Here is a 22,340-nt window from a genome sequence, read left to right as displayed (position 1 = left end):
GAAAACATGAAAGTATTATTGTACTCTGAAGGCATGAAATACATCGGGAAATCCGGTTTAGGCAGAGCCATCGAGCACCAGAAAAAAGCTCTCACACTGGAAGGGATATCTTTTACGACAGATTACAGAGATGATTTTGATCTGATGCACATCAATACCTACTTCGGGCAATCTTATCGTCTGCTGCATAAAGTCAAAAAGCAGGGGAAACCGATCGTTTATCATGCCCACTCCACAAAGGAGGACTTCCAGAATTCTTTTATCTTCTCCAATGCGGCTGCACCGCTTTTCAGTAAGTGGATTCTGCACTGCTACAGCCATGGGGATGTTGTTTTGACGCCAACCCCTTATTCCAAACAATTGCTGCAGCGGGCGGGGTTGCAACAACCGATCATACCGATTTCGAACGGAATCGATTTGTCGTTTTACCAAGCGACCGCGGAAATGGGCGCGTCCTTCCGACAGAAATATGGATATAAAGCAACAGACAAGGTCGTCATGTCTGTCGGACTTTACATCAAACGGAAAGGGATCATTGATTTTGTCGCATTGGCCAAATCGATGCCTGCTTACCAGTTCATCTGGTTCGGGTACTTGAACCTCCATCAAGTTCCGCGGGAAATCCGTGAAGCGGTGGAGACAAAATTGCCCAATCTGCAATTTGCCGGTTATGTGGCTCCTGATGAGCTCCGGAATGCATACTGCGGTGCTGATCTGTTTTTCTTCCCAACCTACGAAGAAACGGAAGGAATCGTCCTTCTGGAGGCTCTTGCCATGGGGCAGGAGATTCTAATCCGGGATATACCGATTTATGAAGATGATCTGGTCGATGGCAAGCACGTCTACAAAGGCAAAACGAATGACGATTTCCGAAGGTTGATCAGCGGCATCCTGGAAGGTGACCTGCCTTCTTTGAAGGCTGCCGGCCAGGATCGCATACGTCAGAAGGACCTCAGCTACATCGGTTCGGAATTGAGGAGTGCTTACGAAACTGCCATCCAGTTGCATAAGGCGGATAATGGGGAAATATCGGTTCCGGGCACAAAATAATTTTTTGTGGGATAAATCCCCACTTTCGAGAAATTTGTCGAAACCGGCTGGTCCTGAGCAAGCTTTATCCGCGTTGCGCTTGTGATGTCCCATCCTTGCGCCACGCAAAATGATAGATGATAACTGAAAACAAATTGATTTCGATTATTTGTCGAAATCAATTTGTTTTTTTTATGAATTGTTCGGGAAAATGTGGTAGAAAGTGGGGGGATGTGGTAGACTGAAAACATATTTGAAGGTGGGGGCGAGTGTCTTTATGTTGATGGGCGAATTCAAACACAATATAGATACTAAAGGCAGATTGATCATGCCCGCAAAATTTCGTGAGGAATTAGGCGATACGTTCATCATCACCCGTGGTTTGGACGGCTGTTTGTTCGGCTATCCGTTAAGCCAATGGGAGCTGCTTCAAGAGAAATTGAAACAGCTGCCCCTTGCCAAAAAAGATGCGCGTGCTTTTACCCGTTTCTTCTATTCAGCCGCTATGGAAGCTGAATTGGATAAACAAGGGCGCATCAATATCCCTCAAACATTATTGGATTATGCGAAAATTGAAAAAGAATGTCGTATTGTCGGAGTAGCCGACCGTATTGAAATATGGAGCAACGAGAAGTGGGAAGAATTTGCTGATGAGGCTGCCGAAAACTTCGAAGATATTGCTGAAACGATGATCGACTTTGGATTGTAGGTGTAAAAATGGAAAAATTTGAACATTATAGCGTGTTGTTAAAAGAGTCCATCGATGGTTTGAACATCAAACCAGATGGCATCTATGTCGATTGCACTTTAGGTGGTGCCGGACACAGCAGCGTGATTTTATCAAAATTAAATGAAAATGGGCATCTGTATGCCTTTGACCAAGACCGTATCGCCATCGAAAATGCTGAAGCAACGTTGGCGACTTATATCGAAAAAGGCATGGTGACACTCATCAAAGCCAATTTTCGGAATATCAAAGAAGAACTGGAAGACCGCGGTGTTTTTGGCGTAGACGGCATCCTGTACGATTTGGGAGTGTCTTCCCCGCAATTGGACCAAGCTGAAAGAGGGTTCAGTTACCGCTATGATGCACCACTCGACATGCGCATGGACCAAGAACAGGAATTGACGGCCCGCGTCATTGTGAATGAGTGGCCTTTTGGTGAATTAGTGAAGATTTTTTATCGTTATGGCGAAGAAAAATTTTCAAAACAGATTGCCCGCAAAATCGAAAAAATCAGGGAAACCCAACCGATCGAGACGACCGGCGAACTGGTCGAAATCATCAAAGACTGCATCCCTGCACCTGCCAGAAGAAAAGGCGGTCATCCAGCTAAGCGCATTTTCCAAGCTTTGCGCATCGCTGTCAACGATGAATTATCCGCTATTGAAGATTCGATAGAAGATGGCTTGAAGATGCTGAACGTCGGAGGGCGCATGAGCGTCATTTCCTTCCAATCCTTGGAGGACCGAATCGTTAAAGTCCTGTTCAAAGAAGCCAGCTCGAAAGAAGAAACCTTGCCGCTGTTGCCCATTCTACCCGAGGAATATGAGGCGGACTACAAGTTGATCAGCCGCAAACCAATCATGCCCAACGAGGCGGAATTAAGTGAAAATTCGCGTTCTCAAAGTGCAAAATTGCGTGTCATCGAAAGAACCAAGAAATAACAGCAGATTTGTAACTGAAGATCAACAGTCGGAAACAATAAATTGTGCCTGAGCTGCACAGTTTATTGCGGGAAGGAGAGGATTAAGTGGCATTACCTGAATATAGGGCGGCGATAGCAGAACCGACGCTGCCGAAACAACTGACGGAACCTAAAAAAGGCCAGCCTGAACCGAAAGGCTACAAGGTCGTTAGAGATAAATATGTTAAACTTGAAAAATTTGCCATCACCATCACGCTGTTCAGCGCATTGGTCGTATTGCTGCTGTCACTGGCTACACAAGTGACCCTCTCCAATCAGAACAGAGCGTTACAGGACTTACAAAATGATAGCGTTGCGATCGGTTTAGAGAATCAAAACTTGGAGCAGGAAGTCCAAGAGCTTTCAAGATACGACCGCATCATCGAGATAGCAAAAGAACTTGGTCTGGAAATGAATGAAGCAAACGTTAGGAATGTTACGCGATGAAAAAAACAGCTAATCCTCAGAAAAACCGAAAAAAAATGACTCGCATCATGGTTGGTTTGACAGGTTTACTATTTCTTGTATTTATTTTTCGTTTTTCTATGATCATGATCACCAAGAAGGTAAATGGCGAGAATCTAAGCGAGCATGTTAATAACTTATATACCAGAAGTAGTATCCTTGCCGCAAAAAGAGGTACCATCTATGACATAGGTGGTAATCCCATTGCCTTGGATGCTACTTCTTATTCGTTGGTGGCCGTTTTGACCGATGAATGGAGTGAAGATACAGAAAATCCGAATCATATCGTCGACAAGGAAAAAACAGCCGAAGCGCTGGCGCAATACATCAGCATGAGCAAAGAAGAGATTCTGACCATCCTGAACCAAGAGGACTTGAAGCAGGTCGAATTCGGAAGCGCAGGAACGAACCTGAATTATGCGACCAAATCCAGCATTGAAGCGGAAGGCCTTCCGGGTATCACGTTCGAGGAAACACCTTCCAGGCTTTATCCGAACGGGATTTTTGCTTCCCATCTTGTCGGCTTTGCGCAAAGTTCAGCCAACGAAGAAGAAGCGGACACAAACGAAGAAAAGAAATTGGTCGGCATGATGGGGATAGAATCCCTGTACGATAATCAACTGGATGGCAGCGATGGTGAAGTCACCTATCAAGAAGATTCCAATGGCTATCTGATTCCAGGAACGCAGATTCAGGGAAAGGAGCCTGTGGAAGGCGACAATCTTTATCTGACGCTCGACAGTCGCCTGCAGATTTATCTCGAAAGCCTGATGTCGCAAGTGTACGCAGAGGCCGAACCGGAATCGATGACAGCTATGTTGGTCGATCCGGACACCGGTGCGATCCTTGCGGCTTCCCAGCGGCCCACCTTCAACGCCACGACCAAAGATGGCATCGATTCGCAATGGCAGAATCTGTTGGTGGAGGATACCTACGAACCGGGTTCCACTTTCAAAATTTTGACTTTGGCGGCAGCCGTGAACGAGGGGGTATTCAGCCCGTTTGCGACATACACCTCCGGCAGTGTGGAAGTGGAAGGCGGAACCATCCGTGACTACAATAAGGATGGTTGGGGAAATATCACCTATCTCGAGGGATTGGCCCGTTCAAGCAACGTGGCCTTCGTGAAACTGGTGCAAACGATGGGTTACGACGTTTGGGAGTCCTATATGAAAGCTTTCGGCATCGGCCAATCAACCGATTCAGGACTGGAAAATGAAGCAACTGGGAATTACAGCTATACGTATCCGCTGGAAAAGGCGAATACGGCATTCGGACAAGGGGTAACCGTTACGCCTTTCCAATTGATGCAAGCATTTACGGCAATCGCAAATGATGGCACCATGATGAAGCTGAATTATCTGGATCGCACAGAAGATCCGAATACGGGCGAGGTCACCGTTAACGAACCGGAAGAAGTCGGATCCCCGATCAAGGCGGAAACCGCCCAGACGGTCCTGACCTACCTGAAAGAAGTCGTCTACAACGAGAATGGATCCGGGCAGGCTTACAAGATTGAAGGGACAGAGATCGCTGCCAAAACGGGTACGGCGGAAGTGGTGAATTCCACAACAGGCGCATATTACACTGGCTACTCCAATTATCTGTATTCGGTAGTCGGATTCGCTCCGGCTGATGATCCCAGCTACATCCTGTATTTGACCATGAAACGGCCCGCCAACTTGGACAGTTTGAATGGTTCCAAATATCTGTCGGAAATATTCAATCCATTCATGACAAGGGCAATCGAGTATGACAATCTGAACACGGAAGTGACCGGGGACGTTAATCAGGCCTCGATGCCTGAAGTGACAACTTTATCCAAGGATGAGGCTTTGGCGGCACTGACTGCTGTCGGCTATAATGATACAGCGATCATCGGCAGCGGCAGCCGGATCGTCCAACAATATCCATACGCCGGAACACAAACAATCACGAACCAGAAGGCGATCCTCATGACGGAAGGTGCGATGACGATGCCTGATGTTTACGGCTGGTCAAAAGACGATGTCCTGAAAGTGTCAGAAATCGCAGGCATAAACTTCACTTTTGAAGGCGAAGGCTATGTCGTGTTCCAGAGTCTGGAGACGGGCTCCATCCTGAACGCTGCCACGGAAGTCCAGATCATTCTGGAGTAAGCGTTCAGAAGCAACACTCATAAAATCAATCAAAAAATGTTAAACACCTATTAGGAGGAAATCATATGCATTGGACAGAAATGCTGTTGCCTTTATCGATCAGCTTTGCCATTACAATCAGCATGATGCCAATTTTCATCGGCTATTTTAAAGTGAAACAATTCGGACAGATCACAAGGGAAGAAGGCCCGAAATGGCATCAAGTCAAAAGCGGCACACCGACGATGGGAGGGGTCGTCTTCATCATCGCTGCGATCCTTACCGTTATCGGCACAGCGATCTGGAAGGATGTCCTCACCGTAAAACTGGCTATGTTGCTGTTCGTGCTGTTGTTTTTTGCAGCAATCGGCTTTTTGGATGATTTCCTGAAAATATTCAAAAAACAAAACGAAGGGCTGACTTCCAAGCAGAAGTTCATTTCGCAATTGGTGGGGTCCTTCGTCTTCGTCGCACTGTTCTTCTTGTCGGGTTCGGATCCTTTGATCACGATCCCATTCTTTGGACAGATCCACAACTGGTTGGTGTTCGCTGTATTTACGATCGTCTGGATCACAGGTTTTTCGAACGCTGTGAATCTGACCGATGGCTTGGACGGATTGGTTGCCGGCACAGCAGGCATCGCCTATACCGCTTACGGCATATTGGCATACCGCCAAGGACAACTGGAAGTATTGCTGTTTTGTATTGCGATCGTGGGCGGCCTGATCGGTTTCTTCTTTTTCAATAAAAAACCAGCTAAGATCTTTATGGGCGACGTCGGCTCGTTGGCATTGGGTGCAGGACTCGCCGTCGTTTCGCTGGCGTTACATCTGGAATGGTCCTTGTTGCTGATCGGCCTTGTTTTCGTCATCGAAACAGCCAGCGTCATGCTGCAGGTAGGCTCCTTCAAATTGCGCGGCAAACGCATCTTCAAGATGTCGCCGATCCATCATCATTTCGAAATGAGCGGGTGGAGCGAATGGCGCGTCGTCCTGACTTTCTGGGCTGTCGGTCTGGTTTCTGCAATCTTAGCCTTGTGGCTGCTTGTCTAAGCGAAAGGAGAAAAAGACATGAAAACAAATAATCGATTCGAAAACAAAAAAGTATTGGTGCTGGGCTTGGCGCTCAGCGGGATGAATGCGGCCAAACTGCTCCTGGAACTCGGCGCAATGGTCACAGTCAATGACGCAAAGGAATTGAACGACAATCCGGATGCGAAGGAGTTGATTTCATCCGGCATCAAAGTGATCGCTGGATCCCATCCGATCGAGCTGCTGGATGAATCTTTCTCATTCATGGTCAAGAACCCGGGCATCCCTTACAACAATCCGATGGTCAAACGTGCCCTTGAATTGGGAATCCCCGTGTTGACAGAGGTCGAGTTGGCAGCGGAAATCCTCGAAGGCCGCCTGATCGGTGTGACAGGTACGAACGGAAAGACCACGACTACGACGATGATCACTGACCTGTTGAATGCGGGCAGAAAAATAGGAAAAGCCTATAAAGCCGGCAACATCGGCGTGCCTGCATCTGCAGTGGCGCGTGTGGCGACTGCAGACGACGATGTCGTGATGGAGTTGTCCAGCTTCCAATTGGTGGGTATCGAAGCGATGCGGCCTGCCATCGCCGTCATCACGAACATCACGGAAGCCCATCTGGATTATCATGGGGACCGCAAGGAATACGTAAAAGCGAAGTGGCGCATAACCGAGAATCAAACCGCGGATGATTATCTTGTTTTGAATTGGGATCAAGCCGAATTGCGTAAAATGTCGCAGCTTTCAAAAGCGCAAATCATTCCTTTTTCACGCACGCAAGTTCTCGAAGATGGCGCCTATGCATCAGAAGGTTCGCTGTATTTCAAGGGCGAAAAAGTGATGGCTATTTCCGATTTGAGGGTTCCTGGCGAACACAACATCGAAAATGCACTGGCTGCGATCGCTGTAGCGAAACTGTCCGGTGTAGGGAATGAGGCTATCGTATCAGCCTTCCATCTCTTTTATGGCGTCGAGCACCGGATCCAATTCGTAGCCGAGCTCAACGGAAGAAAATTCTACAATGACTCTAAAGCAACGAATATTCTCGCAACCAAAACAGCTCTGAGCAGCTTCCGGACGCCGATCATCCTGTTGGCGGGAGGATTGGACCGTGGGAATACCTTCGAAGAGCTCGTTCCCTTTCTTGGAAATGTGAAGACGTTGATCGTCTTCGGGGAAACTGCCGAAAAATTGAAGGATGCAGGCGAGCAAGCCGGCATCAAAGAAATCGTCGTGACGGATCATGTCGCCAGTGCGGTTCCGATCAGTTACCAGTACAGCGAAGAAGGCGACACGATCCTGTTGTCACCGGCTTGCGCGAGCTGGGATCAGTACAAAAATTTTGAAGTGCGCGGCAAAACATTCACGGATGCTGTCCATTCCTTGGTCAAAGCCACGAGTGAGGAGGAAGGTTCTTTCTAGAGAACCTATGTACTTATGAAAATAGTATTATCTGGTGGGGGAACAGGCGGGCATATCTACCCGGCGTTAGCCCTGATGAACCGAATCAAAGAAAAATATCCGGACAGCGAATTCCTTTACGTGGGAACGGATCGCGGTTTGGAAAGCACAATCGTACCGAAGGCTGGAGTGGCCTTCAAATCCGTCAAGATCCAAGGGCTGCGCCGGAGTTTATCGCTTCAGAACCTGAAGACGGTCTACCTGATGATCAAGAGCATTTCGGACTCGAAGAAAATCATCAAGGCATTCCAACCGGATGTCGTCATCGGGACGGGTGGCTATGTTTGCGCCCCCGTCCTGTATGCCGCCTCCAAACTGGGCGTGCCTACCATCATCCATGAGCAAAATTCAGTCGCAGGCGTCACCAATAAATTTTTGAGCAGAGTTGTGGACCGCATCTGCATTTGTTTTGAGGATGCCCGCAGTGATTTCTCCGCCTATCCAGAGAAGATTGTTTTCACGGGGAATCCAAGGGCGCAGGAAGTAGCCTCCTTGAAGGAAAGTGCCGATCTGAAGGAATACGGATTGAAGGAAGACGTGCCGACCGTTTTGATTTTTGGAGGCAGCCGGGGAGCCAGGAAGCTGAATGAATCTTTCGTAGCCGCCTATCCGCTCTTCAAAGACAAGCCGTATCAAGTGCTGCTGGCTACCGGAGATGTCCACTTCAATGCGGTGGAGCAAGAAATCAACGCGGTGACTGACCGTTTGGACAACGTCCGTATTTTGCCGTACATCCACGACATGCCGAAATTGTTCAAGCGTACCGACTTGATTGTATCGCGCAGCGGTGCGACGACATTGACGGAAGTGATGGCTTTGGGCTTGCCGAGTATCCTGATCCCGAGTCCTTATGTCACGAACAACCATCAGCAAAAAAATGCGGAAAGCCTAGTGAAGAACGGGGCAGCCGAAATGATCCTCGAGAAGGATCTGCAGGCACAATCCTTGTTTGACGCCATCGACAAGCTGATGACCGATGAAACGGGACGCAAAGAAATGGCTTTCCAAGCCAAACAGATGGGCATAACGGATGCATCAGACCGGATCATCGATGTTATCCTGGCTTTGAAAAAGTGAGAAAGGGAGGGAGGCCAGATGGTTTTCGGAAAAATCCGGCAGAAGCTGAAAAGTAAGAGTTCGTCGGAAGGGACTCCCTGGCAGCGCGCGACTGCTGAATCGGAAAGGCAAAAAAAGGCGCAGATAAAGCAGAAGGTCACAATAATCGGCCGCCTGCATCGTTTGTTGGAAGAGAAAAAAGCGAAGTTGAAACCAAGAAAAAACCTTTCCGAAACCGCGAAAACCGGCAAAAGACAAGGGTACCTTGGCTGGTACAGCATTTTCTTGGTTGGGGCCATCGTCAGCAGTTTTCTGATTTCCCCCTACGGTAAAGTCAAGGACATCTATGTGGAAGGGGCCGAAGATGTTCCGGAACAAAGCATCATCGATGCCAGCCACATCACCGGGAAACTGACCGCCTTGGGAGTCGTCTGGAATGACGAAAAGATCGATGCTTACATCACTAATACTTTGTCCCAAGTCAAAACAGCGGAAGTGACGTTGCGCGGCATGAACGATGTCACGATCCATGTGACGGAACACGAAACCATTGCCTATGTTTATTCGGGCGGCAGCTATTATAATGTCCTGGAGAACGGTACAGTGGCAGACACGGAATTGAAGGTTCCGATCGGGAATAACCCGATCATCACAAGCTTTGAAATGAACCAGAATCTGGAGGACCTGCTCGAACAATATATGCAATTGACGGACAGTGTCCAGAACAGCATCTCTGAAATCAAATATACCGGAACGGAAGAAAATCCATACGCGATCACGGTCTATATGAACGATGGGAATGAAGTGAAGGCGATCTTGCCATCCTTTGCCGAGAAGATCTTATACTACCCTGACATCGTGAGCCAATTGGGCGAGACGAAAGGGACCATCGATCTTGAGGTGGGTGTCTACTTTACGCCCTTTGCGCAAACAACGGAAGAGGAAGCGTCCGCTTCGGCAGATTCCGCCACTCCAGCCGAATGAGCTGAAAGAGATTAGGATTGACTTGCAGTCAATCCTTGAACAATGATTCCGATCATTGTTGAGGGATTGAAGAACTTTTGTCAGACTTCCTTCTGATAGAATTATTTGTAAAAATCTTCGTAAATGAAGAATTATTATGATAAAATGATAAGGTATAGCTTTCTGGCATCACGTATCAGTAACCGACAATTTTTTTCGGAACAATGCGGATGTTTACACAAGCCATTATGTCAAACGGAGGTTTCAATAAAACCATGAAGAATTCAGGAATATACGTCAGTCTAGATATTGGAACCACTTCAATAAAAGTTGTAGTCGCAGAATATGTGAAAGATCAAATGAACATTATTGGAGTCGGTAATGAAATTTCCAAAGGTCTTAGCCGTGGCGTCATCGTTGATATCGATGAAACGGTCGAGTCAATCCGCAGTGCAGTCAGTCAAGCTGAAAGAAAAGCGAATATTCAAATATCAAACGTCATCGTAGGCATACCAAGCAATCAAATCAGTATCGAACCTTGCCACGGGATGTATGCAGTCGCAAGCGAAAACAAGGAAATCACAGACAAGGATGTGCAAAACGTCTTTGCTGCCGCAAAAGTCCGTTCCGTTCCACCAGAAAGAGAAATCATTTCCGTCATCCCTGAAGAGTTCATCGTAGATGGGTTCGACGGCATCAGGGACCCGAGAGGCATGATCGGCGTCCGTCTTGAATTGTACGCAAGCATGATCACCGGTCCGAAAACAATCATCCATAACATCAAACGTTGTGTAGAAAAAGCAGGCCTTCAAATCGAAGATATGGTTGTACAGCCATTGGCCATCTCAAGCGTAGCCATGAATAAGGGCGAGCGGGATTTCGGGACCATCCTTATCGACATGGGTGGCGGCCAAACAAGCGCCTCTGTCATGCACGACGATCAATTGAAATTTTCATTTGTTGATCCCGAGGGCGGCGACCTTGTGACCAAGGACATCTCCGTCATCTTGAACACGACGTTGGAAAATGCGGAGCGCGTAAAACGCGAATACGGTTATGCCATTTCCGAAGACACGTCCGCTGAAGAATTTTTCCCTGTCGAAACGATCGGGAAAGAAGAACCAGTGAAAGTGGATGAAAAATATCTGGCCGAAATCATCGAAGCGCGCCTTGTGCAGATCTTCGAAAACATCAAACGTGCCTTGGATAAAGTGGAAGCCCGCGACCTACCCGGCGGTATCGTTCTGACAGGAGGCGCAGCGGCATTGCCTGGCGTCGTCGATTTGGCGAAAGAAATCTTTGAAATCAACGTCAAGCTGTATATTCCGGAGCAGATGGGGATGCGCAATCCGATCTATGCAACGAGCATCGGCCTGATCAAGTATGTGGCGGGTCTGGATGACATTTACCGTGTCGCCAAAGGAAAAGTACAGGCGACAGGCAAAGTGATCCCTTTGCAATCGAAAGCTGCGAAACAACCGACAATCATCGAAGAACCTGTCTATGAAAATGAGACTTATGCCGATGAGGATCATTACGAAGAAAGCTTAGTCGGGAAATTAAAACGTTGGTTCAATAATCTGTTTGAATAATTACGCTGAACATAAAAAGAATGGTATGAAATAGGAGGAAATGAAATGGAATTGGAATTCGATTCAAGCATGAGTGATGGAGCAAAAATTAAAGTTATCGGTGTCGGTGGGGCAGGGAGCAATGCCGTTAACCGTATGATCGAAGAAGGCGTTAAAGGTGTTGAATTCATCGTGGCCAATACGGACACACAAGCCTTGAATGCATCAAGTGCGGAAACAAGAATCCAACTCGGGCCTAAATTGACGAAAGGATTGGGCGCAGGCTCAGTTCCAGAAGTAGGCCGCAAAGCTGCGGAAGAGAGCGAACAACAAATCTCTGAAGCCTTGGCTGGAGCAGACATGATTTTTGTCACATGCGGAATGGGCGGCGGTACAGGTACTGGTGCAGCCCCTATCGTAGCCAGAATCGCTAAAGATCTTGGCGCGTTGACTGTCGGTGTTGTGACACGTCCGTTCACTTTTGAAGGGCCTAAAAGAGGCCGTTATGCTGCAGAAGGTATCGCTGATTTAAAAGCAAACGTTGATACATTGGTCATCATCTCAAATAACCGTCTGTTGGAAATCGTCGACAAAAAGACGCCTATGCTGGAAGCCTTCCGTGAAGCCGATAATGTATTGCGTCAAGGCGTTCAAGGGATCTCAGACTTGATCACAGCTCCAGGATATGTCAACTTGGACTTTGCTGATGTGAAGACCGTCATGAAAGATCAAGGTTCTGCTTTGATGGGTATCGGTATCGCTTCAGGTGAAAACCGTACTGCAGAAGCAACCAAAAAAGCTATCTCTTCCCCATTGTTGGAAGTTTCCATCGATGGCGCCGAGCAGATTTTGTTGAACATCACGGGTGGTTCAGACTTGACGTTGTTCGAAGCACAAGATGCAAGTGATATCGTAGCACAAGCTTCATCATCCGAAGTGAACATCATCTTCGGTACTTCCATCAATGAAAACTTGGGCGACGAAGTTATCGTTACAGTAATCGCTACAGGGATCGACGACAAAAAAAAAGATGAAAAAAAAACCGCTAATCGCGGAGGCAGTGCTTTTAAGGGGCGTAAAGAAGTAGGGAACGCACCTGTCTCGTACCCGGAGAAACAAATTCCGACTGAAAGAGCAGAAGAAAAACCAGCCAAAGACCTATTCGGCGACTGGGATATCCGCAGAGACACAAACGTAAGAGAACAGGCGCCCCAATCGGTTCAACCTGAGCCAGAAGAATACCCTGTCAAACAAACAGAAAATAATTATCCACGTTATCACGAAAATAAAGAAGATAAAAACGGTGGAGAGGATTCATTGGATACACCACCTTTCTTCCGCAAGAGACGCAGATAAGAATGAATATTGAGCAAAATTGCCGGAAAGTGGAGTCAACTGTGGAAGCAGCCTGCTTGAAAGCTGGACGCAAACGCGAAGATGTGACGGTCATCGCCGTCACGAAGACGAAACCTGCAGAGCAAGTGGAGGAATTGTACCGCTTGGGCTACCGCCACTTTGCAGAAAATCGCCTTGAAGGTCTGCTCGAAAAGCAGGAAGCTCTTCCGCAAGAAGATATCAGCTGGCATTACATCGGTACCTTACAGACAAGGAAAGTGAAGCAGGTGATCAATCGCATCGCCTATTTCCACGCATTGGATCGTCCCTCATTGGCAAAGGAAATCAATGAGCGGGCGGAGAAGCCTGTTTCTTGCTTCGTGCAGGTCAACGTTACAGGTGAAAGTTCAAAACATGGGCTTTCCGCATCCGAGGCAGTGCCTTTCATCCAGAGTCTGGAAAGTTTTCCGAATATCATCGTTGTCGGATTGATGACGATGGCACCCATTGATGCGACAGACGTGGAGTTGCGTCAATGCTTTAAAGATCTGAAAATAATGCAAGAGCAAGTAGCGGCGTTGAACTTGCCTTATGCTCCATGTACGGAGACGAGCATGGGCATGAGCCAAGATTATCCGGTAGCGATTGCCGAAGGTGCGACCTTCGTACGCGTCGGATCGGCGTTCTTTGCTGAAACAGAAGCATAGACGAAGAAGAAGCGAGGGGTCTTATGGGTCTGAAAGATTTATTCCGAAAGTACTTTGTCATTGAAGACGAGGAAGACGGATTTGAGGAAGTCGAGGAACCATCGACAGTCGTTCCAGTCCGCAGGTCCGAGCGCAATGAAGAAGGGGCTCCGTCTTATCGGAGCACCCAAAAAAGATCGACGAAAGCAAAGGTAATTCCTATGAATCAACAAGCAATGACCGAAAAAGCCAGCATCCATGTCGTGGAGCCGCGAGTCTATTCCGAGGTGGAGAAGATTGCCGATAATCTGCTGATGAACCAAGCAGTCCTACTTAATTTCAAAAGGATAGATGCGGAACAAGCAAAACGGATCGTGGATTTTCTGACCGGAACGGTATATGCGATCGGGGGAGAAATCCAACGCGTTGGCGATGAAATCTTTTTATGCACCCCCGCTTCAGTCGGAGTCGAAGGCGCACTGGACGAAACACTGGAGGAAGAGCGTTCGTTCTACTAGAAAGGAAACAAAATGACACAAATATTGATTTGGCTTTTACAGATTATCCGTTGGGGCATATCGGCCTATTCAACCGTCCTGCTGGTATACGCATTGATGAGTTGGTTGCCGGGTGCAAGAAGTTCCAAATTCGGCTATTTTATCTCCAGCATTGTGGAGCCTTACCTGGATATATTCAGAAGATTGATCCCATCTGTAGGCATGATGAGCTTCAGTGTAGTGGCGGGCATCCTGTTCCTGAATTTGGTGGAGTATGGAGCACAGGTCGTTATCCTGTTCCTGATCAGATTGCTGAATTGACGGACATTTTTTCATCAAACGAAAAAGTGAGGGATTCGTATGCAAGAAGTTTATCAACATTTCCGCAAGGAAGAGCAGCCATTCATTGACAGTGCTCAATCTTGGATTACGCAAGCGGAGGAAACCTATTCACCGTATTTGACGGATTTTCTGGATCCGAGACAGCAGTACATCCTTGAAATGATGGTCGGGAAAAAAGGAGACATCCATGTCCAATTCTATGGGGGTTACGAAGCGGCGGAGCGCAAGCGGGCAATCATTTGCCCCGAGTATTTCAGTCCGACGCAAAGTGATTTTGAAATGGAGCTCACTGAAGTAGTGTACCCATCGAAATTTGCCAGTCTGACCCATGGTAAAATACTGGGGACGCTGATCGGAACCGGCATGAAAAGGGAGCTTTTCGGCGATATCCTGTCTGATGGCACACGCTGGCAGTTTCTGTTGGCGTCGAATATAGCAAGCTATGTGCATTCGCAGGTCACTAAGATAGGCAAGGTCAGTGTCCGCTTAGAGAGCCGGTCCTATACTGATTTGATCATACCTATCGATGATTGGACGATTGTGCATGACACTGTCAGCTCGCTGCGGTTGGACACAGTGATCGCTGCCATCTACAACATATCGAGACAACGCGCAAAAGAATTGGTGACCAGCGGAAAAGTGAAATTGAACTGGGCCGCATTTGAACGCCCCGATTTCGAATTGGGCTTGTTGGACATCGTTTCCATCCGCGGTTATGGACGGATCCAGATTAAGGCTATAGAAGGAAAGTCCAAGAAAGACAAATGGCGCGTCGAATTTGGCGTATTGTACAAATAAGAATGACAAGAACGAAAGGTGTGTATAAGATGAGCTTGACTCCATTAGATATTCAACACAAGGAATTCCCTGTCAAAATAAAAGGGTACGATAAAGAACAAGTCAATGACTTTTTGGATAATGTCACAAAAGAATTTGAAGAAGTCATCAAACAAAATAAAGACCTGCAAAAGCAACTGAAATTTGCCGAAGAAAAACTTCAGTATTTCAGCAACCTGCAGGATGCTTTGAACAAGTCGATCGTAGTGGCGCAGGACGCTGCCGACAGACTGAAAGAAAATGCACGCAAAGAAGCTGAAATCATTCTGTTCGAAGCCGAAAAGAGTGCGGATCGTTTATTGCATGAAGCGGCTGGGAAAGCGACAAAAATCAATGAAGAGACTGACGGCGTCCGCAAGGAAAGCCGCAACTTCAAACAGAAGCTGCAACTTTTGGTTGAGTCGCAATTGAACCTCATCATGAATGATGAATGGAATAACTTGTTGAATGCTTCTCCGGAAGGTCAAGTTTCAACGCCAACTTTGAATGAAGTGTTATCCAACCGCACACGCATCATCGACGAATTGGTCGCCAACTCTGAGGATGCGGCTGAATTCGAAATCGGCGGAAGATTGGCCGAAGAAGCCAGAGCTGAAGAGAAACTTGCGGAAGCTGCTGTGGAAGCTATTGAAATTCCGGAAGAAAACAAGTAAAATCTAGATATTGAAGAATGGAACACCCGAAAAAAAGAAACTTCCAGCGAATTGGCGAATGGTGAAAGGCCAATAAGTCCCTCTATTTTAAGGATCCTCCATGAGAATCTTTTTGAACAAACATAAGTAAAAAAGGTCGCCTGAACAGCGTTAACGGTTTGAATGAGGAAGCATGACAGCCTGTTCCGGCCGTTGTCGCTTTAAATTTGGGTGGTACCACGAAGACTTCGTCCCTTTTGGAGACGGGTCTTTTTTTGTATGCATAAAGTAGTTCATAAAAATTTTTAATTTAAAAAGTGCATCACCGTAGGTGTTTCACAGATTTGTAAATGTTTTATGCATCCATGAATGATGGCTAGCTTCACGGGTAAGCCCTTCGGAATTTAGATAAATCGTACCTATTGCGCTCTACGATGCTCAGTCGGCACGATTTCCTAAAATTCTTTCAGGGCTGAACAAACCCGTTCAGCTTTTCTCAAATAAAATTAATGATAAGGGAGCTTCCGACAATGAAAATGAAAGAAACGCTGCACCTGGGGAAAACGGCTTTTCCTATGAAAGCCAACCTGCCTGTCCGTGAATTGGAATGGCAAAAGGATTGGGAAGAAAAAGATATTTATGCCAAACGACAAGAAAAAAATGCGGATAAACCGACATTTGTCCTACACGATGGCCCTCCATATGCCAATGGTGCTGTCCACATGGGACACGCCTTGAACAAAATCAGCAAGGACATCATCGTCCGCTCGAAATCCATGTCCGGGTTCCGATCCCCTTTTGTCCCGGGTTGGGATACGCATGGTCTGCCGATTGAACAAGCCTTAACGAATACAGGCGTGAACCGCAAAGCGATGAGCTTGGCCGATTTCCGTAAATTATGTGAAGATTATGCTTGGAATCAGATCGAAGGTCAAAGAACCGTCTTCAAACGTTTGGGTATCGCAGGCGACTGGGAAAATCCATACGTGACCTTGTTGCCGAAATATGAAGAAGCCGAAATCCGCGTGTTCGGAAAAATGGCGGAAAAAGGCTACATCTATAAAGGACTGAAGCCGATCTATTGGTCGCCTTCAAGCGAATCTTCTCTGGCGGAAGCCGAAATCGAATATAAAGATGTGAAGTCTGCTTCCATCTATGTGGCTTTCCAGGTCAAAGACGGCAAAGGCCTGTTGGATAATGACACTGCACTCGTCATCTGGACGACTACGCCGTGGACTTTGCCGGCAAACTTAGGCATTTCCGTTAATGCTGATTTCGAATATGTGGTTGTTTCCGCTGACGGAAGAAAATTTGTTGTCGCAAAAGAACTGTTGGGCACAGTCAAGGAAGCCATCGGATGGGAATCTGTGGAAATCTTGCAAGAACTGAAAGGCTCGGAGTTGGAGTACATGACTGTCCAGCATCCGTTCTACGATCGCGAATCACTGATCATGGTAGGTGAGCACGTAACGCTTGAAGCAGGTACCGGTTTGGTTCATACTGCTCCTGGACACGGTGAGGATGACTACCTGGTCAGCAAAAAATATGGTCTGGAAGTATTATCACCGATCGACAACAAAGGTTGCTACACGGCGGAAGCGCCAGGTTTCGAAGGCGTGTTCTACGACAAAGCCAATAAACTTATAACCGAATTGTTGGCTGAAAAAGGCGCTTTGCTGAAATTGGATTTCTTCGTCCATAGCTATCCGCATGACTGGCGCACAAAGAAACCGGTCATCTATCGCGCAACACCGCAATGGTTCGCTTCCATCGATAAGTTCCGTCAAGACATTTTGGATGAAATCGAAAATGTTGAGTGGCTGCATCCATCTGGAAAAGTCCGCTTGTTCAACATGATCCGCGACCGCGGCGATTGGGTAATTTCCCGTCAGCGTGTGTGGGGCGTTCCGTTGCCGATCTTCTATGCGGAAAATGGAGAACCTGTCATCACGCCGGAAACAATCGACCACGCTGCGAAATTGATTGGCGAATTCGGATCGAACGTCTGGTTCGAAAGAGAAGCGAAAGACCTGCTGCCTGAAGGGTTCACGCATCCAGGCAGCCCGAACGGCACATTTACGAAGGAAATGGACATCATGGACGTATGGTTCGATTCCGGTTCTTCGCATGAAGCGGTGCTTCGTGCAAGGGAAGATTTGACATTCCCTGCTGATATGTACTTGGAAGGCTCCGATCAATACCGTGGTTGGTTCAATTCAAGCATTACGACCAGCGTTGCGATCAACGGAGTAGCCCCTTATAAAACAGTCCTTTCCCAAGGTTTTGTTTTGGATGGAGAAGGCCGCAAAATGAGCAAATCATTGGGCAATACTGTCCTGCCGGAAAAAGTCGTCAAAAACATGGGCGCAGACATCGTCCGTCTCTGGGTATCCAGTGTCGACTACGAATCCGACGTCAGAATCAGCGACGACATCCTGAAACAAGTTTCCGAAACGTACCGCAAGATCCGCAACACCATGCGTTTCCTGATCGGGAATACGGAAGATTTCCAACCGAAAGAACATACAGTGGCCTACGAAGAGCTGCGCAGTGTCGATCAGTACATGATGGCGCGCTTGGATCAAGTCGTTGAAACATGTGTGACAGCCTATAAGGAGTACGAGTTCTCGACCATCTACCAAACGATCATGAACTTCTGTACAGTTGATTTGTCGGCATTCTATCTTGATTTTGCGAAAGATGTTGTCTATATCGAAAAAGAGGATAACCTGGAGAGACGCGCCATGCAGACCGTATTTTACGAAGTATTGGTTAAATTGGCTAAACTTTTGACGCCGATCATCCCACACACAACAGAAGAAATCTGGAGTTTCCTGAAGGAAGAGGAACAATACGCCCAACTGGCTGAATTGCCGGAAAGCAGCGTCCGTGAAGACCAAGCGGAGATTTTAGGCCAATGGGAAAAATTCCTGGACATCCGCGATGCGGCTTTGAAAGCATTGGAAGTTGCGCGTAATGAAAAGACGATCGGAAAATCTTTCGAAGCGCATCTGTCCCTGTTTGTTGATGAAGATACAAAAGCATTGTTCACTTCCCTTGATGCAAACCTGGAACAATTATTCATCGTTTCACAGCTTGACATCAAAGAATTGGCGGCTGCTCCAGCTGAAGCGATGCAGTTCGATAATCTTGCGATCCTGGTGGAACACGCACATGGGGAAACTTGTGAAAGATGCCGTGCCATCAAAGCAGAGGTCGGAACAATCGCGGACGCAACATCCTTATGCGAACGCTGTGCGGATATTGTGAGATCTGAATATCCGGAAGCACTTGTGCCGGAAGAAGCATAACCCACCCGGCCTTGAATAAAATCGTTAAAATTATGTAAACAATAAGTAAAGAGCACGCAAGAGGACGGCTTCTGACGTCATTCTTGCGTGCTTCTGTTGGTTTTAGGGCAAATGGGCAGATGTTTTCTCCAATGTTGATAATTTTTTCAAAGAAAGCGCATAACTTTCTCTTGAAATCGGGTGAGATATTCGTTATAATTATATTAGTAACTTGTACTAATATGATAGTAAATATTTGTATTAGCATTTTACCAATGAAATTTTTGGAGGTATTACACGATTATGGAACAAGGCAAAGTAAAATGGTTTAATGGCGAAAAAGGTTTTGGATTTATCGAAGTCGACGGAAAAGACGATGTATTCGTACATTTCTCAGCTATCCAAGGCGAAGGTTTCAAAACATTAGAAGAAGGCCAAGATGTTGAATTCGAAATCGTTGACGGCAACCGTGGTCCTCAAGCAGCTAACGTTGTAAAATTATAATCCTATTCTTTTTAACATTAGCGAATTCAAAGCGTATCGGGAGGTTCACTACTCCTGGTGCGCTTTTTACATGCAAAAAAAAGCGTTGTTTCAGCAATCCCTCTCAGGATCGCAAAACAACGCTTTTATAAGAAAGCAGACAACTGTCTGCTTATGTTAGGTATGGAGAGGTTACTTTTTCATGCTTCTCATTGCGAAGGATACGATGAAAATCAGGATGACTGCTCCCACTAATGCAGGAACGATATAGAATCCGCCGATTTCAGGACCCCATGCTCCAAATAAAGTTGTTCCTAACCATGAACCGATGAAACCAGCAATGATATTGCCGATGATGCCGCCTGGAATATCTTTACCCATGAACGATCCTGCTAATGCGCCTAAGATACCACCAACAATTAAAGACCAAATAAAGCCCATTTCTTTTCCTCCTTTTTTCAAATACAAATGCAGTAACAATATAGTTATTTCTAATTAACTATACTCTTATTATATATAAAATGAGTCACATTACAAATAATATGCCCTCGAGATGAGAGGTTTTCTGAAAACGACGGGAAAAATTCAGAATTCTGATTCACGACAAGCGCGTATTTTCGGAACGAATTTGAATCGGATAAGTGGGCAAAACCAAAGGCTGCCCAGAAAATGAGGCAGCCCTGTGTCATTAATGGAGTTGTTGTTCTTGTTGGTGGATATTCAACAGTTTGACTTTGAGATCGTTCTCCATCAGAGACAATTCCTTTTCAGCTTCTCTGCGTTTGATTCGGCCTTCTTGCTGGATCTTCAGCGTCTCTTCCAATGTTTCGATCAGATCCTGCTGCGTCTGTTTGAGCGTTTCGATATCGATCACACCCCGTTCATTTTCTTTAGCGGTTTCGATGGCTGATATTTTCAACATTTCCGAATTCTTGCGCATCAGATCATTCGTGGTCTGGGATACTTGCCTTTGCGCCGTTACTGCATCTTTTTGGCGCAGAAGGGTAAGGGCGATGGCCACTTGGTTTTTCCATAAGGGAATGGCGGTGTGGATCGAGGATTGGATTTTCTCAGCCAATGCCTGGTTCGTGTTTTGGATCAAGCGGATCTGTGGCGCCTGTTGGATCGTCATCTGTCTTGTCAAGCGCAAATCATGGGTGCGTTTTTCGAGACGGTCAAGGAACTGTTTCAGATCGTTTACGATCTGCACATCCATTTGGCTTTGGGAAACCTCGGCGGTCTGGATCGCTTTCGGGATCGCATTTTTCTGAAGATCTTCCATTTTCACTTCACCGGCAGCGATGTAGATGTTCAAGGCCTCAAAATAATCCTTGTTTTTTTGGTAAAGCTGTTCCAGCGTGACGTTGTCGTTGAGCAGGCCATTCTTTTCTTTATCCAGCTTGATCGCAATCTTGTCGATTTGGGCGCCGATCTTCTGGTATTTTGCCGTCATTTCATAGGCGGATTGTTTTACCTTGCCGAAGATTTTGCGGAAGACGTTGTTGTCTTCTGCCCGCAGATCTTCCGGTTTGGCTTCGTTGAGCCTGTACATCAGATCGTTCAGGGAATCGCCGATTTCGCCGGTGTCCTGGTTCTGAACATGGTCCAGCATCGAATGGGAGAATTCCCCCAATTGTTTTTGAGCTGCAGCGCCATAACTGATGATGGCTTGCATGTTGTTCTCATCGATTTGGCCGGCTAATGCCAGTGCTTGTTTTTGTCTTTCTTCCGGCAACCGGTCGATCAGCCGATCCGGGTTGATCACCTCGTTGGCGACTGTGGTATTATCGACAACCACTGCCGGTTGAGCAAACGGATCCGAAAAAGGATTGGCCAGCAAATCGTCCAATTCTTGATTGACATCCTTGCTGTCTGTTTGTCCATTTTTTCCGGTAGCATCAAATTGGTCCATCAGTATTCCCCCTATAGCTCTTCGTCTAAAGCATTTTCATTGCTCTTTCCTTCATTATCCCTTTTCAAAACTTGCTTGGCAAGTTCCAACTCGATATCCATATCCTCGATATCATTGGACATGAAGCGCACGTAGTCTTCAGCGATCAGACGACACATATCATCGATTGTTTTGGAGCAGTTATCCAAGGCTGTGTAGGTTTCTTTCGTCTTGGAAACGTGGCCATCGATTGCGATGTATTTGTCTGTCAGCTCTTTCAGGTTGGGGAGATTGGTGTACAGGAATTTATCGACTTCGTGCAGTCGGTTAGGCTGATTGACGATATTTTTGAAGAAATCCTTCAGTATGTCCACCGTATCGTTGCGTGCCGCGATAGCTTTTAATTTTGATCGCTGCTGCAGATTCGATTCGATGTCTTGGATCGTATTCTTGGCTTGATCCATGGTGCTGCGGAAATAGGCGATCTGTTCCTTGGTCATCCCTTTTGAATGGTAGAAGGCTTCTTTGTCGGCGCTCACTTTTCCCAGTGTGTCTCTTTGTCTTTTTGACTTAGGTGACCACTGCATCCTTCCGCCGGATTGGATGTAGTATAGGAAGGCGCCCAAGCCGATTGTCAAGCCGATCGAAGTCCAGAAATCGAACTCGAATATGAAAAAGAATACCACTAACGCAATCAGGCTGATGACGCTGGAAAACGTGTATTTCAATATATCTTTGATGTTGCTCCACATAAATTTTTCCTCCTTTGATAACATGCTGTTCACTTTGTCTGTGCTTATGCTATTATTCTAGCATAAAAGCATTACGTACACCTATCGGCCGAAAGGATGATTTTCATCGCCAGCCCCCGTTTGGGCCGATTCGCTCGCGGCTCTTGTAAATAGCGGAAAAGATAGGTTATGATAATACATGATCAGGATAGTAGATTGGGAGGAACAT

The 22,340-nt window shown here is 46.7% G+C and carries 21 protein-coding genes; 18 read left to right on the top strand and 3 right to left on the bottom strand.

Translation table 11 applies throughout. The annotated features are described in order from the left end of the window. Positions 1 to 6 precede the first annotated feature (6 nt). From PH235_RS02920 to PH235_RS02835, 18 genes are all read left to right on the top strand, one after another. Positions 7 to 1,050, top strand: coding sequence for a glycosyltransferase (locus PH235_RS02920; RefSeq protein ID WP_272160950.1), 1,044 nt, complete (start codon positions 7 to 9; stop codon positions 1,048 to 1,050). Between the two features lie 256 nt (positions 1,051 to 1,306). After that, positions 1,307 to 1,738, top strand: coding sequence for a division/cell wall cluster transcriptional repressor MraZ (gene mraZ, locus PH235_RS02915; protein ID WP_272160949.1), 432 nt, complete (start codon positions 1,307 to 1,309; stop codon positions 1,736 to 1,738). A gap of 8 nt (positions 1,739 to 1,746) precedes the next feature. Further along, positions 1,747 to 2,697 carry a 16S rRNA (cytosine(1402)-N(4))-methyltransferase RsmH gene (gene rsmH / locus PH235_RS02910; RefSeq protein WP_272160948.1) on the top strand — a complete coding sequence of 317 codons (951 nt, stop codon included), beginning with the start codon at positions 1,747 to 1,749 and terminating at the stop codon, positions 2,695 to 2,697. A gap of 86 nt (positions 2,698 to 2,783) precedes the next feature. Next, positions 2,784 to 3,164: a septum formation initiator family protein gene (locus PH235_RS02905; protein ID WP_272160947.1), complete on the top strand. Its 381-nt coding sequence runs from the start codon at positions 2,784 to 2,786 to the stop codon at positions 3,162 to 3,164. Beyond that, a complete protein-coding gene (locus tag PH235_RS02900) occupies positions 3,161 to 5,320 on the top strand; it encodes a penicillin-binding protein (protein ID WP_272160946.1) in 2,160 nt (719 codons plus the stop codon). The genes PH235_RS02905 and PH235_RS02900 overlap by 4 nt, the downstream gene beginning before the upstream one ends. 65 nt (positions 5,321 to 5,385) lie before the next feature. Next, a complete protein-coding gene (gene mraY, locus PH235_RS02895) occupies positions 5,386 to 6,351 on the top strand; it encodes a phospho-N-acetylmuramoyl-pentapeptide-transferase (RefSeq protein ID WP_272160945.1) in 966 nt (321 codons plus the stop codon). An 18-nt stretch (positions 6,352 to 6,369) separates the two neighbouring features. Beyond that, positions 6,370 to 7,758 carry a UDP-N-acetylmuramoyl-L-alanine--D-glutamate ligase gene (gene murD, locus PH235_RS02890; protein WP_272160944.1) on the top strand — a complete coding sequence of 463 codons (1,389 nt, stop codon included), beginning with the start codon at positions 6,370 to 6,372 and terminating at the stop codon, positions 7,756 to 7,758. Positions 7,759 to 7,773: 15 nt separating this feature from the next. Next, positions 7,774 to 8,874 (top strand): undecaprenyldiphospho-muramoylpentapeptide beta-N-acetylglucosaminyltransferase, encoded by a 1,101-nt coding sequence (murG, locus tag PH235_RS02885; protein WP_272160943.1) that lies wholly within the window; start codon positions 7,774 to 7,776, stop codon positions 8,872 to 8,874. Positions 8,875 to 8,892: 18 nt separating this feature from the next. Then, on the top strand, positions 8,893 to 9,837 hold the full coding sequence (locus PH235_RS02880; RefSeq protein WP_272160942.1) for a cell division protein FtsQ/DivIB: 945 nt from the start codon (positions 8,893 to 8,895) through the stop codon (positions 9,835 to 9,837). 254 nt (positions 9,838 to 10,091) lie between these two features. Then, positions 10,092 to 11,408, top strand: a complete 1,317-nt coding sequence (ftsA, locus tag PH235_RS02875) for a cell division protein FtsA (protein ID WP_272160941.1) — start codon at positions 10,092 to 10,094, stop codon at positions 11,406 to 11,408. 45 nt (positions 11,409 to 11,453) lie between these two features. Further along, positions 11,454 to 12,743 (top strand): cell division protein FtsZ, encoded by a 1,290-nt coding sequence (ftsZ, locus tag PH235_RS02870; protein ID WP_272160940.1) that lies wholly within the window; start codon positions 11,454 to 11,456, stop codon positions 12,741 to 12,743. 2 nt (positions 12,744 to 12,745) lie between these two features. Continuing rightward, the gene (locus PH235_RS02865) at positions 12,746 to 13,429 is read left to right on the top strand and encodes a YggS family pyridoxal phosphate-dependent enzyme (protein ID WP_106450703.1); all 684 of its coding nucleotides are present in this window, start codon (positions 12,746 to 12,748) and stop codon (positions 13,427 to 13,429) included. A 23-nt stretch (positions 13,430 to 13,452) separates the two neighbouring features. Beyond that, positions 13,453 to 13,926, top strand: a complete 474-nt coding sequence (locus PH235_RS02860) for a cell division protein SepF (RefSeq protein WP_272160939.1) — start codon at positions 13,453 to 13,455, stop codon at positions 13,924 to 13,926. A gap of 12 nt (positions 13,927 to 13,938) precedes the next feature. Then, positions 13,939 to 14,226, top strand: coding sequence for a YggT family protein (locus tag PH235_RS02855; RefSeq protein ID WP_086628328.1), 288 nt, complete (start codon positions 13,939 to 13,941; stop codon positions 14,224 to 14,226). 39 nt (positions 14,227 to 14,265) lie between these two features. After that, a complete protein-coding gene (locus PH235_RS02850; RefSeq protein ID WP_272160938.1) occupies positions 14,266 to 15,045 on the top strand; it encodes a YlmH family RNA-binding protein in 780 nt (259 codons plus the stop codon). 29 nt (positions 15,046 to 15,074) lie between these two features. After that, complete coding sequence (locus PH235_RS02845) at positions 15,075 to 15,737, top strand: DivIVA domain-containing protein (RefSeq protein ID WP_106450706.1); 663 nt, start codon at positions 15,075 to 15,077, stop codon at positions 15,735 to 15,737. Between the two features lie 509 nt (positions 15,738 to 16,246). Beyond that, a complete protein-coding gene (gene ileS / locus PH235_RS02840; protein WP_272160937.1) occupies positions 16,247 to 19,027 on the top strand; it encodes an isoleucine--tRNA ligase in 2,781 nt (926 codons plus the stop codon). Positions 19,028 to 19,309: 282 nt separating this feature from the next. Continuing rightward, positions 19,310 to 19,510, top strand: coding sequence for a cold-shock protein (locus PH235_RS02835; RefSeq protein WP_068560061.1), 201 nt, complete (start codon positions 19,310 to 19,312; stop codon positions 19,508 to 19,510). 171 nt (positions 19,511 to 19,681) lie between these two features. On the opposite strand, the gene PH235_RS02830 is transcribed toward PH235_RS02835, so the two are convergent. The 3 genes from PH235_RS02830 to PH235_RS02820 form a co-directional block, all read right to left on the bottom strand. Then, on the bottom strand, positions 19,682 to 19,930 hold the full coding sequence (locus tag PH235_RS02830) for a GlsB/YeaQ/YmgE family stress response membrane protein (protein ID WP_272160936.1): 249 nt from the start codon (positions 19,928 to 19,930) through the stop codon (positions 19,682 to 19,684). A 247-nt stretch (positions 19,931 to 20,177) separates the two neighbouring features. Continuing rightward, the gene (locus PH235_RS02825) at positions 20,178 to 21,401 is read right to left on the bottom strand and encodes a toxic anion resistance protein (protein WP_272160935.1); all 1,224 of its coding nucleotides are present in this window, start codon (positions 21,399 to 21,401) and stop codon (positions 20,178 to 20,180) included. Between the two features lie 11 nt (positions 21,402 to 21,412). Continuing rightward, positions 21,413 to 22,132 carry a 5-bromo-4-chloroindolyl phosphate hydrolysis family protein gene (locus PH235_RS02820; protein WP_272160934.1) on the bottom strand — a complete coding sequence of 240 codons (720 nt, stop codon included), beginning with the start codon at positions 22,130 to 22,132 and terminating at the stop codon, positions 21,413 to 21,415. Positions 22,133 to 22,340: the final 208 nt, after the last annotated feature.

The sequence above is a fragment of the Trichococcus sp. K1Tr genome (assembly GCF_028309625.1).
GTDB lineage: Bacteria > Bacillota > Bacilli > Lactobacillales > Aerococcaceae > Trichococcus.
Note: the sequence above shows the minus strand (reverse complement) of the source record. Positions and strands in the feature narration are given on the sequence as shown.